Below are 13,243 nucleotides of genomic sequence, written 5' to 3' on the forward strand. Positions count from 1 at the left end.
CCGAAGGAAATATAGGGATGAGGAACAGCGCCAACACGATCCCTCGGGGTGCGGCCGCGGAAACGAAGGCCATTGAGGAGGCGATCACAAAAGCGCGGCGTCACAATGTTCATGTTTCGCCGGCACGAGCGATCGCCATGGCCGGGACGTTGTTCAACCAGGGCAAGCATGAGCAGGCCGAACAGGTTTGCCGGCAGATTATCGCCGCCAAGCCTGAATTGGCCGATCCGCATAACATGCTGGGCGTGACGCTGAACGCGTTGGGCCGGGCAGGCGAGGCGGTCGCCAGCCTCGAGCAGGCGATCCGTCTTGCTCCCAACGTTGCCAGTTACCATGCCAACCTTGGCGAGGTACTGCGACAACAGGGGCAGGCAGAGGCGGCGGAAAAGTCCCTTCATGCCGCTATCGAACATGATCCCGCCAGCGCCCAGGCGCTCAACAATCTCGGCATTATTCATTACGAGCGCCGACAGTTCGCCGAGGCGGTAGACTTTTATCGGCGTGCGCTTGCTGCCAGGCCGACGATGGCCGAGGCCTGGAACAATCTTGGCAATGCTTTGCGCATGGCGGGCGATCCAGCTGCCGCAATGAAGGCCTATCAGGATGCGCTGACCCACCGAGAAATCTATCCGGAAGCCTACAACAACCTGGGCACCTTGTTGCAGCAGGATCATCGGCACGAGGAGGCCGAGCGGGCCCTGAAAAAAGCCATCGCCCAAAACCCGCATTATATCGAAGCGCATAATGCGCTGGCCCAATTCTACGCCTCGCAGAACAAGGACGTCGAAGCGTTACGGATCCTGGGCGAGGCTCTCAAGTTCGCACCAAGAAACGTCCAGACCCTGCTGATCACCGCGCGAATCCAGAACCGTCGCGGCAATTTCATAGCGGCCGAGAAGGGCGCGCGCGCCATCTTGGCGCAAGACCCGGCGCATGCGGACGCGCTCGTCCTCCTCGGCCAGCTCCTTCACGAAACGGACCGATATGTCGAAGCGCTCGATGCGCTCTCGAAAGCGGTAGAGCTGGCACCCGACAATCCGGAGGCGCTGAATTTCTATGGCGTCGCGTTGAAGTCGGTAGGACGGCTCGATGAAGCGAAAATCCATATCCTGAAGTCACTGGAACTGAATGGATCGATCTACGGGGCCTACGCCAATCTGAACGATCTGGTCGACTTCTCGTCAGGCGTCGGCGACGAGCTGTTCCAGCGAATGGACGCCATCATGTCCGCTGCGGCCGACCAGCATGCGGCGCACCTGCTTCCGCTTCATTTCGCTTATGCCAAGGCTCTGGAAGACCGGGGCGAGCATGCCCGCGCGCTCGATCATTATATCCTTGGCGGCAGGATGAAGCGGCAGCAGCTCGACTATGACGAAGTCGGGACGTTCGCCTTTTTTGACTCGATCAAGGCGGCTTTCCCGAAGGAGGTGTTCCTCGATCGCGAGTTTGAGGGCGCGTCCGATGACCGGCTGGTTTTCATTGTCGGGATGCCACGGTCGGGATCGACGCTTACGGAGCAAATCATCGCGAGCCACCCCGCAGTCCATGGCGCCGGGGAGGTTAAACATCTCAGCCGAACGCTAGGCCAACTGCGCGACCGGTTTCCGTCATTGCACAAATATCCGCATATGATGGAGCAGGTGACTCCGGCTCAGCTTGCGATGGTCGCGGACAGCTATTTGTCCTTCATCAGCGAAGACGCCGGCGAAGCAAGCAAGATCACGGACAAGCTGCTGACCAACTATTTCTTCGTTGGCCTCATCAATCTCCTGTTCCCCAACGCCAAGATTGTGCACACGGTCCGAAACCCGCTCGATACCTGCCTCAGCGCTTTCACCAAGCTGTTCAAGGACGACATGCCCCACAGCTACGACTTGGGCGAGCTCGGTCGCTATTATGCGAAGTATCGTGACCTGATGGCGCATTGGGAAAAGGTGCTGCCGGAGGGCGTGATGCACACTGTCACTTACGAAGAAATGGTTGCCGATACTGAGGGCGAAGCAAAACGCCTGGTGGAATTCTTGGGACTGGAATGGGACATTCGCTGTCTCGAATTTTACAAATCGAGCCGGCCGGTGAAGACGGCCAGCGTCGCCCAGGTGCGCAAGCCGATCTACAAGAGCGCGGTTGCTCGCTGGAAGCGCTATGGCGACAAGATCCAGCCACTGGTCGACGCGGTCAGTCCCTCAACGTCCAGCCAGTAGGCCAAAGCCAGGCTAGGCGGCTGGTGTTGCGGGCGCTTGGACTCTGCTGATCCGCCAGACCGTGTTTGACAGGTCGTCCGCCACGATGACCGCCCCGCGCGGGTCGACGGTAACCCCGACCGGGCGGCCGCGGGTTTTCCCTTCTTTCATAAACGCAGCAACGAAATCGACGGGGTCGCCCGCCGGCCGCCCGCCGCGGAAGGGGATGAACGACACCCGGTAACCGACGGGATCTGAGCGGTTCCAACTGCCGTGCTCTCCGACGAACACGCCTTCGGCAAAGGGCGCGCCGAGTGCCGGGACTGAAAAGGCCAGGCCGAGCGGCGCGCGATGCGAGCCGATGCTGTAATCGGGCTTGACCGTAGCCGCGACGAGGTCGGGCCGTGCAGGTTTGATACGCGGGTCAACATTCTGTCCCCAATAAGCGTAGGGCCAACCGTAGAAGGCTCCCGGACGGACCGACGTGATGTAGTCGGGGACCAGGTTCGGGCCGAGTTCGTCACGTTCGTTGACCGCCGCCCAGATCGTGCCGGTGAATGGTTGGGTCGCCAGCGCGCTCGGATTGCGCAGGCCCGAGGCATAAACTTTGTGCATGCCCGTCTGCGTATCGATTTGCCAAATGACCGCGCGATCCTGTTCGGCCATCATCCCGCGTTCACCGATATTGCTGTTCGAACCGATGCCGACGAACAGGTAGCGGCCATCGGCGCTGGCGGTCATCGCCTTGGTCCAGTGATGGTTGATTTCGGATGGTAGCTTGGTCACCAGCGTGGGCGGCCCGCTCGCTGTGGCCTGGCCTGGCTGATAGGCGAAGCGCACCAGGCTGTCCTGGTTGGCGACGTAAATGGCGCCGTCGACATAGGCGAGACCATAGGGCGCATTAAGCTTGTCCGCGAAGACTCCGCGCGCCTCATAGCGGCCGTCGCCGTCGGCATCGCGAAGGATAGTCAGGCGATCACCGCCCTTGACCGAGGTCGTGCCCTTCTTCTTGATCCTGCCGGCAATAAAGTCCTTGGGACGCAGTGGCGGCGCGGCGTCGGCCTTGCCTTCCGCGACAAGGATGTCGCCGTTCGGCAGCACGAGTGTCTGGCGCGGAATTTTGAGGTCGGTTGCGATCGCCTCGATCTTGAACCCTTCCGGGACGGTCGGCAGATCGCCGTCCCAGCCGGCGGGGTCTGCAATTTCCATGTTGGGAAACAGGCCGCGCTCAATTTCCGGAAGCTCGGGGTTTGCACCAAAGCGCTCCGGCGGAGCCTCTTCGCTGCACGCTGCCAGGGTGAAAGAAAGGGCGACAATGGAAACGAGCGAGCGACCGATCATGCTTCGGCTCCCCGGTGATAGTTGCGAATGCCGGCATAGGCCGCGACGAAGGCGAGAAGCGTGGCGAGCACGGACAGGATCATCGCCGCCGGCATGGTCGCGTAATGATCCTTGGCGTGAACCAGCGCATTGATGAACTGGAGCAGTAGGAAGCCCAGCAGCAGCGAGAGGGCGATCGCGCTTGGTCGATCCCGCCATCGGCCCCGAACCAGCGTCTGGGTCAACGTCCATGCAAATGCCAGCGCGCCGCCGATCAGCGATCCGGTGACCATCCAGTCGGCCATGTTCAGCCACTGGATTTCGTAGGTCAGCGTATATCGCCAGTCGCTCAGCATGGCCGCCAAGGCGAAGGGAACAATAAATCCGATCAATATGGCGTAGACCGGGAAACCGGCGCGGGAAGCTGGTCGCGAATCCATCATGCACATCCCCTGTGAAAATCTGGGCCCGAAAGGGTAACGCAGCGAGTTCGAAATGGGTTGCAACGGGCACCGCGTGGAACCTTGCCGACGGCATGTTCATTGCAGTTCCATGAGCGTGGCGGCATCATCATTCGTCGACGCACCCTTGTCCTATTGCGGACCTGCGGTGGGGCCCCAACTGTTGCTTGCCCAGTGGAATTTCGAACCCGCAATCCTGGCGCTGCTGGGTGTAGGGGCGGTCGGCGCAATCCGGCTCGCGAAACAAGGGCACCATCGGGAGAGCAGGATCGCAACGCAAATCCTGCTGCTCCTTGCGTTCCTCTATGTTTCGCCATTCTGCGCCTGGGGTTCGTCGCTGTTCACCGTTCGGGTCGTGCATCATTTGCTGCTGGCGCTTGTGCTCGCCCCGCTGCTTGCATTGCTGGGTTCGGACATATTGAAGCGCTGTCCGGGCGGAATGACCGGATGGACCGTGATCGCCTCTGCCGCGATGTGGGCCTGGCATGCGCCGCGACTGTACGATTGGGCGGTTGCCAGCGACCTTGGCTATTGGGCCATGCAAATAAGCATCCTGATCACGGCAACGCTGTTCTGGCACCGTGTCCAGCATGCCCAGCGCACCGTTGCGATCGCCGGCCTGTTGGGGGCGATGGTCGCCATGGGCGCACTGGGCGCGATCATCACCCTGGCATCGCAGCCGCTTTATGCCCCCCATTTTTCGACGACGATCGGCTGGGGGCTGTCGCCTCTCGACGATCAGCAATTGGCTGGGCTGGTCATGTGGGCGCCGGCGTCGGCGGTATATCTGTTTGCTGCGCTCGTCCGCGTCCACCGGCTGGTTGGCCGTGAGGCGGCGGCGTGATCGCATCGCTGCGCCGCTGGGCACGCAAACATTCGGCGCGCGGCCGTTACACTCCGGTCGGGATCTGGTTTCACTGGATCATGGCGGCGCTGATTATCTACCAGCTATTCGCCGGCTGGCGAATGGAGCGGCTCCCGGTCGGCGTTGAGCGGATTTCCGCTTACGGCGATCATTCCGCGATGGGACTTTTGATTCTGCTACTCGCGGCACTGCGCGGCGTGTGGCGGCTGATTGTGCCCGGCCCGATCAATGACGCCGACACCCCTGGGTGGCAGGCGGAGGCCGCGCATATCACGCAAATCCTGTTCTACCTGCTGTTCGCAATCCTGCCGATCAGCGGACTGATCATGTGGTCTGCGATTACACCGGCGGAGCCGCTCACCCTGGCCGGCCTGATCCCGGTTCCCGTTCTGCCGCTGGAATCGCTGGCAATGGAATGGAAGATGTGGATCCTCGAAGCCGCGGAGCAGGTCCATGGGATCGCGGTTATCGCTCTTGCGCTGCTGGTTCCGATCCACGTCGCGGCGGCGCTGAAGCATCATTTCTGGGACCATCATGACGTGCTGGAAGGGATGCTGCCGGAAATTCCCGATGGTCATTCCCATCCGAAAGGCGCGCAACATCGGCCGCGGCCTCCGCTTTCCGCGACCGGTCCCAATGGCGGCTGATCCGGGTCATCGTCCCTTCCGCATCGCCGCGCCGCGCGCCGCTTTGCCAGTCGTCGAATTGCTTCATCACATAAGCCGCGCTCAGCCCGGTAAGTGCCGGATATCCGGGCCGCCCTTCGCCGTTGGCACCGTGGCAGGCGGCGCATTCGGCTTGGTAGAGCGACCCGGTTGCAGCGGAAGGGGGCCCAGTATCCGGCAGCGGCAGCTCGGCATAATGGGCGGAAACCGCCAGCCGGTCATCTGTCGTCAGCTGCCGTGCGATGCTGCGCATTTGGGGGTGGGCGCGCAGGCCCTCGGCATAGTGGGTCAATTGACGGACCAGATAGCCCGCGTCGCGGCCGGCAAGCGGCGGCGTCAGGTCGCCGTCGCCTTCACCTCGGATGCCATGGCAGGTCGAGCAAGCGAACCGAGCGCCGGCGTCGCCGCCGGACATGGCGATGATCTCGCCGTCCTGGCTGAACCGCGCCGGTCCCGAAGGATCGGCGGAACAGGCTCCGAGCAAAAGGAAGCTGGCGATTGCCGCATGAAAATGCATCGGCTGTGGAACCGGTCGCCCGCGGCTGCGGTTCCACGACATGTGCGCATTGGGGGCAAATATGGTGGAGCGACGCTGTTGCTGGTCTTGGCAGCATGCAAGCCGGCTCCTGACGATCGCTTCCAGGTCGACGCCGAAGCGGCGCGCCGCGGCAAGCTCGTTGCGCAGCGGGTGCAATGCGCGGCTTGCCACGCGATGCCGGGTATTGAATGGCCAAAAGGCAGGTTCGGGCCATCGCTGGAGGCCTTTGATCATCGCGGCCTTGTCGCCGGCGTGCTTCCCGCGACCCAGACCAATCTTGCCGAATTCATTCGTAATGCGCCGGCGGTGAAGCCCGGGACCGCGATGCCGGCGATGCCGGTCAGCAAAAGCGAGGCGCGGGACATTGCGCATTACCTGGCCGCGGAGGCAAAGCGATGATGGAAGCCCTGCTCGGCTGGCCGCCAGCGGTTCTGGACCCGATGGGACCCTATTCTTCTCCGGTGCGGACGGTGGCCTGGGCCCTGTTCGGCATGGGCGCCCTGATCACAGCGCTGGTAGTCGCCGCGTTGGCGCTGGCATGGAAAGGGCCGCCCCGCTGGCGGGCCAGGCTTGGCGGCGAAAAGGCGATTATGCTGCTCGGGGTGGCACTGCCGACGGTGGTGCTCACCGGATTGCTCGTGTGGGGCCTGACGCTGACGGCCCGCCTCGACAGGCCCGCCGCGGACGGCGCGATGCGAGTTCGTGTGATCGGGGAAATGTGGTGGTTCAGGGTCCAGTACCTCGATGGCGACGGTCGGCTGCTTGCTGAGGATGCCAATGAGCTACGGATCCCGGTCGGGCGGCCTGTCGCGCTCGAGCTGGAATCCGCCGACGTCATCCACAGTTTCTGGGTCCCACAACTGTCGGGCAAGAAAGACATGGTCCCTGGCCGGACCAATCGCCTGACGATCCAAGCTGATCGCCCCGGCCAGTTCGGCGGGGTCTGCGCGGAATATTGCGGCCGGTCGCATGCATTGATGGGAATGGTGGTTATCGCGCAGCACCAGCCGTCGTTCGAGCGCTGGCTGGCCGCGCGGATCGCCCCGGCTAGGCGCAGCGCGCCCGGTGGGGAGGGTTTCACGCAGTTCGTCGCGGCGGGCTGCGCCGCTTGCCATGCGATCGACGGCACGTCCGCAAAGGGGCGCGCCGGACCGAACCTCACCAATGTCGCCACGCGCAGAACCCTTGGCGCAGGTATCATGCCGAACAATCGCGGCACCCTCACCGGTTGGGTCGGGGATTCGCAGTCGATCAAACCAGGAAATCGCATGCCGAGCTATGACCGGCTCGAGCCGGCGCAGCTGAAGGCCATCACGGCTTATCTCGAGACCCTGAAGTGAATAGCGAAACAGGGTTCGACCCAGCCGCCTACGAGCGTTTTCCGACCAAGGGCCCTCGGCCTAAAGGCGAGGTCGAGGAGCTGGAGCGGATCTGGTGCGCGCCCCGGCGCTGGCAATATTTCACTGCGGTCAACAATAATTACGTCGGCATCTATTACATCGCAGCTGCATTCCTGTTCTTCCTCCTGGCGGGTGTGCTTGCGCTGGTAATGCGGGTGCAGCTGGCCGCCCCGCTGCAGGCGATCCTGCCGCCCGACACCTACAACCAGTTTTTCACCATGCACGGCACGGTGATGATGTTCCTGTTCGCCGTGCCGATGGTCGAGGCGATCGGAATCCTGTTGCTGCCGCAAATGCTCGCCGCGCGCGACCTGCCGTTTCCGCGACTGTCGGCCTATGCTTTCTGGGCCTATTTCGTGGGGGGCCTGCTATTTTTCAGCTCACTTTTTATAGGCCTCGCGCCCGATGGCGGATGGTTCATGTATCCGCCGCTGACCTCGACCGCCTATTCGCCAGGGATCAACACCGACTTCTGGTTGCTGGGGATCGGCTTCATCGAAATCTCCGCGATTGCCGGCGCGATCGAGATCATCGTCGGGGTGATGCGCACCCGCGCGCCGGGAATGACCCTCGACCGGATGCCGATCTTCGCCTGGGCGATGCTGGTTTTTGCGGTGATGATCATCGTCGCCTTTCCAAGCGTGATCGTTGCCACCCTTTTGCTGGAGCTCGAGCGGGCATTCGGCTGGCCGTTCTTCGATCCGCTGCGCGGCGGCGACCCGCTATTGTGGCAGCACCTGTTCTGGTTTTTCGGACATCCCGACGTTTACATCATCTTCCTGCCTGCCGCTGGGCTGACCTCGATGATGGTCGCGGCAATTGCACGTCACGAACTGGTCGGCCACCGGCTCGTGGTCATGGCGATGGTCGGCACCGGCTTCCTCAGCTTCGGGGTCTGGGCGCATCACATGTTCACGGTTGGCATGCCGCGAGTGTCGACCGGCATGTTTTCGGCCGCGAGCATGGCTGTATCCATCCCCGCCGGCGTGCAGTTGTTTGCCTGGATCGCGACGCTCGCCAGCGGGCGAATTCGCTGGAGCACGCCGGCGTTGTTCACCCTCGGCGCGATGGTCATTTTCACCATGGGCGGCCTGACGGGGGTGATGGTGGCGTTCGTTCCATTCGACTGGCAGGCGCACGACAGCTACTTCATCGTCGCCCATCTCCACTATGTGCTGATGGGAGGAATGGTCTTTCCGATGTTCGCGGCCTTCTATTTCTGGGCCCCGATGGTCAGCCGCCGACAATTGTCGGAACGGGCCGGCAAATGGGTGTTTGGCCTGATGTTCACAGGGCTGCACATTGCCTTCTTCCCGATGCACCTGTCAGGGCTGCTGGGGATGCCGCGGCGGGTCTATACCTATCTGCCCTCCGAGCCACTGGGTATGTTGAACCTCATTTCAACGATCGGCGCGTTCATGTTCGCGGCCGGGGTTGCAGTATTCCTGGTCGACCTGGTGCGGTCGTTCCGCTGGGCGCCGAGCGAGGGCAATGCCGGCAATGTGTTTGACGCCGGAACGCTCGAATGGCTGCCGTCGGCCCTCTATTCGACACGGTCGATCCCGGTGGTGCGCAGCCGCTATCCGCTATGGGATGATCCCGCCATGTCCCGCGATGTCGAGGAAGGCCGTTATTTCCTTCCCAACAGCGCAACCGGACTTCGCGAAACGATCGTCACCAGCCCGGTCCAGGCCGAACCGCAATATGTCGAGATCATGCCCGGACCTTCGCCCTGGCCACTTTGGTCGGCGGTATCGACGGCCTTCTTCTTCCTGGCACTCACCGTCCAGGCCTATGCCTTTTCCGCCGTGGCGGGGGTGGCAATGATCCTCGCCACCATGCGCTGGCTCTGGGAAACCGACCGTCCGATCCGCCAGGAGACGGCCGATGTCGGTGGCGGGATCAGCCTTCCTACCTATGCGGTCGGCCGCGACAGTCATGGCTGGTGGGCGCTCAACATCCTGTTCGTCGTGATGGGCATGATGCTGTTCGTGTTACTGTTCGCTATTGCTTACCTGCGGGGCGTCCAGCCGGAAGGATGGGTTGACCCGCCGGGGTGGGGAACGCTTTTGCCGGTGTTGCTGCTGAACGGGCTAGCGATCGGATTGTCGGAGGCTTCGCGTTTCGTGTTGCGAGGTCGAGAAAGAGCGGGACGGGCGGTGTGGCTCCTGATCGCCGTCGCGCCGCTGGCGCTTGCCACGGCGCTTTATGCCGAAGTCGGAAATTGGAGTTCCGCGGGCTTCGACCCTACCGAGAGCGGGCAATCGGCGATGAGCTTCGCCCTGATGGCGCAGCAGGGGACCGCCACCGCCTTCGCGCTACTGATGGGTCTTTACGCGATCGCGCGGGGAGGGCGGAACCTGATCGTCGGGCCGCGTAGCGCGACCGTCGACATGATCGTCCGATTCATCCGCTTTACCGCGCTGCAAGGCATGATCATGGCCGGCGTGGCGCGATTGGTGAGCGTCGCATGATCCAGCCTACGCCCTGGCGGATGACCAGTTTGGCCTTTGGCGTCTGGGCCCTCAATTTCCTCCTGGTCTATGCCGTGGCCCTGGTCGACGAGAGCGGGGTGCTCGCCAAGTGGGCCGCAGTCGGGCTGGGCCTGGTCAGCATCGCCGCGTTCTTCTTCATCTGGCGCTGGGCAGCGGGCCGCGACGAAGCAAGGATGGTGCGGCTGGCCGTTGCCATCGCGGCCGCCGCGACGCTGTTCAACTCGCTGATTATTCTCGCTTAGTCGCGCCAAACGACAGCGACAGCCAGACGATCCGTGGCGTGCCGAGGTCGATCGAGCCCGCTTGGTTGCGCGTGACGATCCGTTCGCCGAGCAGGTTTTCGCCGCGCAGCGCAACTTCCCATTGTGGCCCGATGGCACGGCGTATGACCGCGTCGACAGTGGTCGCAGCACCAAGCCGGTATTGATTGAGGTCTTCCTCATAGGCGGACGAAAGATGGCGAAGGGTTGCCGACACCATCCATGGGCCGGTTTCGCGCGATAGGGTGGCGGCGAGCGACCGGCTCGGGACCTGGGCGGGTCGCAGCCCGTCGAGCGGTCCGTCATCGACCATTCGGGCGGAGATCAGGCTGAGCGAGCCGTCGAATGTCCAGCCGCGGTGCCGTGCTTCCAGTTCCAGCTCCATCCCGCGAGAGCGGATCGCATCGATGTTGCGGCGCTGGCGCAGGTTGGGCCCGATGGTGACGTTGGCAATAGCGTCGGAAAGCCGGTTCGCGAACAGCGTCACAGCGACGCGAATGGGCTCGGCCGGCTGCGCCTCGACGGTCGCTTCGACGCCGTTGAGCCGTTCCGGACGAAGCGCGGCATTGGCCCGGGTTTCGACCGGGAAGACGGTGAAACCGCGATAAAGTTCGTTGAGTGTCGGCAAGCGGAAACCGCGATAGGCCGAGAGGCGGGCACCAAGACCCGGGCGCTGCCAATGGAGCGAAGTCCGGCCACTGAATGCGGTGCCGCCGCGCTCAGGAAAGCGCTGGTCGACCCGCACGAAGCCTTGGCCGTCGGTTTCGATCGAGCGGCCTTGGTCGAGAGTCCAGCGCGCGAGGCGGGCCGAGCCGGACCAGTTCAAACTGCCAAGGGGGACGTCGAATTCCGCGAACAGCGCCCCTTCCTTTGCCCGGCCGCCATTGGCTCGGTCGGCGGTCACCGCCCCGGTGAAGGCGGAAAGGGCGCGTTCGTGGGCGGTGCCGCTGCTGATCTTTGCATCGGCGCCAAGGGTAAGTCCGTCGACGGCGCGCCACTGGACAATTGCCCCGCTGGTGCGGGCAGGAGTTGCATATTGATCGAGGACCGGGACGAAGCGGGTCGAGCTGATAACGATATTGGAAAAATCGCGGTGCTGACGCCAGCCGGCGAAAGTGAGAGTGCGATCGGCGCTGACGTAGCGTAAGCTGAGGTCGGTTCCGCTCATGCTATTGTCCGCGCCGTCGAACCGCAGCGTTCGCTCATCGTCGAAGGCCCGAAGCCGACCCTGCAACTCCCCGCCACCGACAAGGACCACCGCGCGGCCATCGAAAAGGCGAGACCGATATGCGGACCGCGCGCTGGCGGGAACGCGCTGGTCTTCGGGCGTGGTCCAGAAGCCGTCGCCCGCCTCGATGCGAGCATCGATCGCAAGCGCACTGGTCTTTCCGTTCACAGTGGCGCCAACGCCCAGCTCCGCGGATCGGCGGGTCGAGGCGCCGATAGCCATGTCGAACGGATCGCGCTCGTCGATCGCGCGGCTTTGGAGGTCGATGGTCCCCGCGACTGCTGATCCGAATGCGCCGCCGCCAGCGCCGCGCAGAATGGTAATGCGATCGAGCCGTGACGGGTCGATCGCCGAGAAGGGAACGAAGCCGAAGAAAGGCTCGGCTAGCGGGATGCCGTCGAGCAGCACCAGCGTCCGGCTGCTGGCATTGCCGCCAAGGCCGCGCAGGGTCAGCCCCTGGGCGGACGGGTTGGCCGAGCGGCTGTCACTGCGACGGAACGACTGGATCCCGCTGACCTGCGCCAGCACATCTTCAAGCCGTCCCGAGGCTGACTGTCGGATTTCGGATGGTCCGATGGCAATTGCGCCAAACTGTTCCTCGCCGGCCTGACCGACGGGGCGTTCGGCGGTGATCACGATGACTTCGGGCTGGGCAGGTACGTCCATCATGAAATGATCAGCCGATGGAGCGGCCGATCAGTTCCTTCATGATTTCGCTGGTGCCGCCATAGATGCGAGCGACGCGGGCGTCACGCCACAAGCGGGCTATCGGATATTCATTCATGTAACCGGCGCCTCCGTGCATCTGTAGCGCGGTGTCGCAGGCCGTCCATTGCATTTCCGTGTGCCACAGCTTGGCGGCGCTGGCCTGCGCCGGGGTCAGCCTGCCCGCGACATGGCGGGCGATCGCCCAATCGAGATGCGCCCAGCCGACCTGAAGCTTGGCCGCGAGGTCGGCGAGGGTGAAGCGGCTGTTCTGAAAGTCGATGATGCGCTTTCCAAAAGCCTTGCGGTCGGACGTGAACTTGACGGCCTCGTCGAACGCGCGCTGGGCGGACGCTTGCGCCTGAACCGCGATCGACAGCCGTTCCTGGGGCAATTGCTGCATCAGCATGACAAAGCCGCCATTTTCAGCGCCCAGGAGCCGGTCGGCAGGCAGCTTTACCTCGTCGAAGAACAGCTCCGACGTGTCATTGCCGTGCAGTCCGATCTTGTCGAGGTTGCGGCCGCGGCTGAAACCCGCGTCGCCAGCCTCGACCAGGAACAGCGAGATGCCCTTGGCGCCGCCTTCCTCGGTCGTTCGGGCGCATACGATAACGATGTCTGCGGCCTGGCCGTTGGTGATGTAGGTCTTGCTTCCCGACAGCGTCCAGCCGTTGCCCTCCTTGCGGGCGATCGATTTCATTCCCTGGAGGTCGCTGCCCGCGTCGGGCTCGGTCATCGCGATTGCGCTGATGGTTGAGCCGGCGACCATGCCGGGAAGGTAGCGGCGCTTCTGTTCATCGCTGCCGTAATGGACGAGATAGTCGGCGACGATGTCCGACTGCAGGGTGAAGCCGGCTGCAGAGCCGAGGTAGGAAATCTCTTCGCCGACGATGGCATTAAAGGTGAAGTCGAGACCGGGCCCGCCATAGGCTTCGGGAACCTGGGGGCAGAGTAGCCCAGCCGCACCAACCTTCTCCCAAGCCTCGCGTTCGACGATGCCGTCACGCTCATGCGCGTCGAGGCGCGGCTCGATGACGTCCGCCAGCACCCGGCGCACGGTGTCGCGAAAAGCATGGTGGTCGTCGCTAAAGATGCGGCGTTCGGCGGCCTCAATCATCGATAA

General features: G+C 63.3%; 11 protein-coding genes and 1 pseudogene. 7 read left to right on the top strand and 5 right to left on the bottom strand.

The features are described from left to right. The first annotated feature begins 17 nt into the window (after positions 1–17). Positions 18–2,204 (top strand): tetratricopeptide repeat-containing sulfotransferase family protein, encoded by a 2,187-nt coding sequence (locus FMM02_RS10685; protein ID WP_147494824.1) that lies wholly within the window; start codon positions 18–20, stop codon positions 2,202–2,204. Positions 2,205–2,216: 12 nt separating this feature from the next. Here FMM02_RS10685 and FMM02_RS10690 read toward each other — a convergent pair whose 3' ends face one another. Both FMM02_RS10690 and FMM02_RS10695 read right to left on the bottom strand, forming a co-directional pair. Then, on the bottom strand, positions 2,217–3,524 hold the full coding sequence (locus FMM02_RS10690) for a PQQ-dependent sugar dehydrogenase (RefSeq protein ID WP_147494825.1): 1,308 nt from the start codon (positions 3,522–3,524) through the stop codon (positions 2,217–2,219). After that, a complete protein-coding gene (locus FMM02_RS10695; protein WP_147494826.1) occupies positions 3,521–3,946 on the bottom strand; it encodes a DUF2231 domain-containing protein in 426 nt (141 codons plus the stop codon). Before FMM02_RS10695 ends, FMM02_RS10690 begins: the two co-directional genes overlap by 4 nt. Before the next feature lie 115 nt (positions 3,947–4,061). On the opposite strand from FMM02_RS10695, the gene FMM02_RS10700 reads away from it, so the two are divergent. Continuing rightward, positions 4,062–4,808 carry a cytochrome c oxidase assembly protein gene (locus FMM02_RS10700; protein ID WP_187107774.1) on the top strand — a complete coding sequence of 249 codons (747 nt, stop codon included), beginning with the start codon at positions 4,062–4,064 and terminating at the stop codon, positions 4,806–4,808. Beyond that, positions 4,805–5,476, top strand: a complete 672-nt coding sequence (locus FMM02_RS10705) for a cytochrome b (protein WP_147494828.1) — start codon at positions 4,805–4,807, stop codon at positions 5,474–5,476. Before FMM02_RS10700 ends, FMM02_RS10705 begins: the two co-directional genes overlap by 4 nt. An 82-nt stretch (positions 5,477–5,558) precedes the next feature. On the opposite strand, the pseudogene FMM02_RS11500 reads toward FMM02_RS10705, so the two are convergent. Further along, positions 5,559–5,747: pseudogene (locus FMM02_RS11500) on the bottom strand (c-type cytochrome); the annotation flags it as partial. Positions 5,748–5,777: 30 nt separating this feature from the next. Here FMM02_RS11500 and FMM02_RS11245 point away from each other — a divergent pair. The 4 genes from FMM02_RS11245 to FMM02_RS10725 are packed head-to-tail and all read left to right on the top strand — an operon-like array spanning position 5,778 to position 10,169. Continuing rightward, positions 5,778–6,431, top strand: coding sequence for a c-type cytochrome (locus FMM02_RS11245; RefSeq protein WP_246104777.1), 654 nt, complete (start codon positions 5,778–5,780; stop codon positions 6,429–6,431). Further along, entirely contained in the window at positions 6,428–7,372 is a 945-nt protein-coding gene (locus FMM02_RS10715) for a cytochrome c oxidase subunit II (protein WP_147494829.1), read from the top strand. The genes FMM02_RS11245 and FMM02_RS10715 overlap by 4 nt, the downstream gene beginning before the upstream one ends. Then, positions 7,369–9,906 carry a cbb3-type cytochrome c oxidase subunit I gene (locus FMM02_RS10720; RefSeq protein ID WP_147494830.1) on the top strand — a complete coding sequence of 846 codons (2,538 nt, stop codon included), beginning with the start codon at positions 7,369–7,371 and terminating at the stop codon, positions 9,904–9,906. The genes FMM02_RS10715 and FMM02_RS10720 overlap by 4 nt, the downstream gene beginning before the upstream one ends. Further along, positions 9,903–10,169 carry a hypothetical protein gene (locus FMM02_RS10725; RefSeq protein WP_147494831.1) on the top strand — a complete coding sequence of 89 codons (267 nt, stop codon included), beginning with the start codon at positions 9,903–9,905 and terminating at the stop codon, positions 10,167–10,169. Before FMM02_RS10720 ends, FMM02_RS10725 begins: the two co-directional genes overlap by 4 nt. Here FMM02_RS10725 and FMM02_RS10730 read toward each other — a convergent pair. After that, on the bottom strand, positions 10,156–12,084 hold the full coding sequence (locus tag FMM02_RS10730; RefSeq protein ID WP_147494832.1) for a TonB-dependent receptor: 1,929 nt from the start codon (positions 12,082–12,084) through the stop codon (positions 10,156–10,158). The genes FMM02_RS10725 and FMM02_RS10730 overlap by 14 nt on opposite strands. 7 nt (positions 12,085–12,091) lie before the next feature. Continuing rightward, on the bottom strand, positions 12,092–13,237 hold the full coding sequence (locus FMM02_RS10735; protein ID WP_147494833.1) for an acyl-CoA dehydrogenase family protein: 1,146 nt from the start codon (positions 13,235–13,237) through the stop codon (positions 12,092–12,094). Between the last annotated feature and the right edge of the window lie 6 nt (positions 13,238–13,243).

It is taken from the genome of Sphingomonas xanthus, from assembly GCF_007998985.1.
GTDB lineage: Bacteria > Pseudomonadota > Alphaproteobacteria > Sphingomonadales > Sphingomonadaceae > Sphingomicrobium > Sphingomicrobium xanthum.

What these genes read in the sequence shown, in the direction of transcription:
- FMM02_RS10685 (WP_147494824.1), top strand. Translation starts at nt 18, where the DNA reads ATGAGGAACAGCGCCAACACGATCCCTCGGGGTGCGGCCGCGGAAACG.
- FMM02_RS10690 (WP_147494825.1), bottom strand. Translation starts at nt 3,524, where the DNA reads ATGATCGGTCGCTCGCTCGTTTCCATTGTCGCCCTTTCTTTCACCCTG.
- FMM02_RS10695 (WP_147494826.1), bottom strand. Translation starts at nt 3,946, where the DNA reads ATGATGGATTCGCGACCAGCTTCCCGCGCCGGTTTCCCGGTCTACGCC.
- FMM02_RS10715 (WP_147494829.1), top strand. Translation starts at nt 6,428, where the DNA reads ATGATGGAAGCCCTGCTCGGCTGGCCGCCAGCGGTTCTGGACCCGATG.
- FMM02_RS10725 (WP_147494831.1), top strand. Translation starts at nt 9,903, where the DNA reads ATGATCCAGCCTACGCCCTGGCGGATGACCAGTTTGGCCTTTGGCGTC.
- FMM02_RS10730 (WP_147494832.1), bottom strand. Translation starts at nt 12,084, where the DNA reads ATGATGGACGTACCTGCCCAGCCCGAAGTCATCGTGATCACCGCCGAA.
- FMM02_RS10735 (WP_147494833.1), bottom strand. Translation starts at nt 13,237, where the DNA reads ATGATTGAGGCCGCCGAACGCCGCATCTTTAGCGACGACCACCATGCT.